3 tRNA genes are annotated in these 830 nt (G+C 43.5%); 1 reads left to right on the top strand and 2 read right to left on the bottom strand.

What is annotated here, in order from left to right:
- Positions 1-5: 5 nt before the first annotated feature.
- Both EXT48_RS01980 and EXT48_RS01975 read right to left on the bottom strand, forming a co-directional pair.
- A tRNA-Glu gene (locus EXT48_RS01980) sits at positions 6-81 on the bottom strand.
- Between the two features lie 75 nt (positions 82-156).
- Positions 157-232, bottom strand: a tRNA-Ala gene (locus tag EXT48_RS01975).
- A 519-nt stretch (positions 233-751) separates the two neighbouring features.
- On the opposite strand from EXT48_RS01975, the gene EXT48_RS01970 reads away from it, so the two are divergent.
- Positions 752-827 (top strand) — tRNA-Val (locus EXT48_RS01970).
- Positions 828-830 lie beyond the last annotated feature (3 nt).

The following is an 830-nucleotide window of genomic DNA, read 5'->3' as shown; positions in this document are numbered from 1 at the left end:
GTAAGTGGCGTCCCCTAGGGGATTCGAACCCCTGTTACCGCCGTGAAAGGGCGGTGTCCTAGGCCTCTAGACGAAGGGGACACAATATCAAACAACTTCGCACTCGAGGCGTTGCCATTTGAATTATGTACTAGGACATATGCACTAACGATAAATTGGTGGAGCTAGACGGGATCGAACCGTCGACCTCTTGCATGCCATGCAAGCGCTCTCCCAGCTGAGCTATAGCCCCATAATAGTCAGACTTGAACTGCTAGCCTGTATCGCTGAGTGCGGGGCGCATTCTATGCAGGAGCAAAAATAAAGTCAACAACTTTTATGAAAGTTTTTTCTAACTGATTCATTTTAAATCAAGAAGCGTAGAATATAACCAAACAGTTCCCCTTTGCAAGCCTAACACCTTGAATTGGATTATTTATTACACAATTTAAAACGCATAGTTACCGCACCTCTGCGTTTTTGTTTTAAATCCAATTAGGCCAGAGTGATTTACGGCTCTTTTCTTTTTCAGCATGGTACCTAATCCAGCTTGATCCCCCGCTATAGCATACAAAGCTCAGCAACCTATTTCCCCCAAGTTAAGAGATTCTTGGACCAAAAATATAAGACCCCTCACCTCTTCTATAATGAAGAGCTTAAAGCATTGAGCATAAAAACATCACACAGTATAGTTTTTTAAAGTTAAGTGTTGACTCTTTTCAAACTAAACCTATAATACCGCCCCACAACGGCAGACGTTGTAATACAATTTGGGTTGTTAGCTCAGTTGGGAGAGCATCGCCCTTACAAGGCGAGGGTCACTGGTTCAAGTCCAGTACAACCCACCACTT

Origin of the sequence: Pseudoalteromonas sp. CO348, assembly GCF_004208845.1 — a bacterium.
GTDB classification, from domain to species: Bacteria; Pseudomonadota; Gammaproteobacteria; order Enterobacterales; family Alteromonadaceae; genus Pseudoalteromonas; species Pseudoalteromonas maricaloris.
The sequence above is the reverse complement of the archived record's forward strand: the minus strand, read 5'-3'. Positions and strand labels throughout refer to the sequence as shown.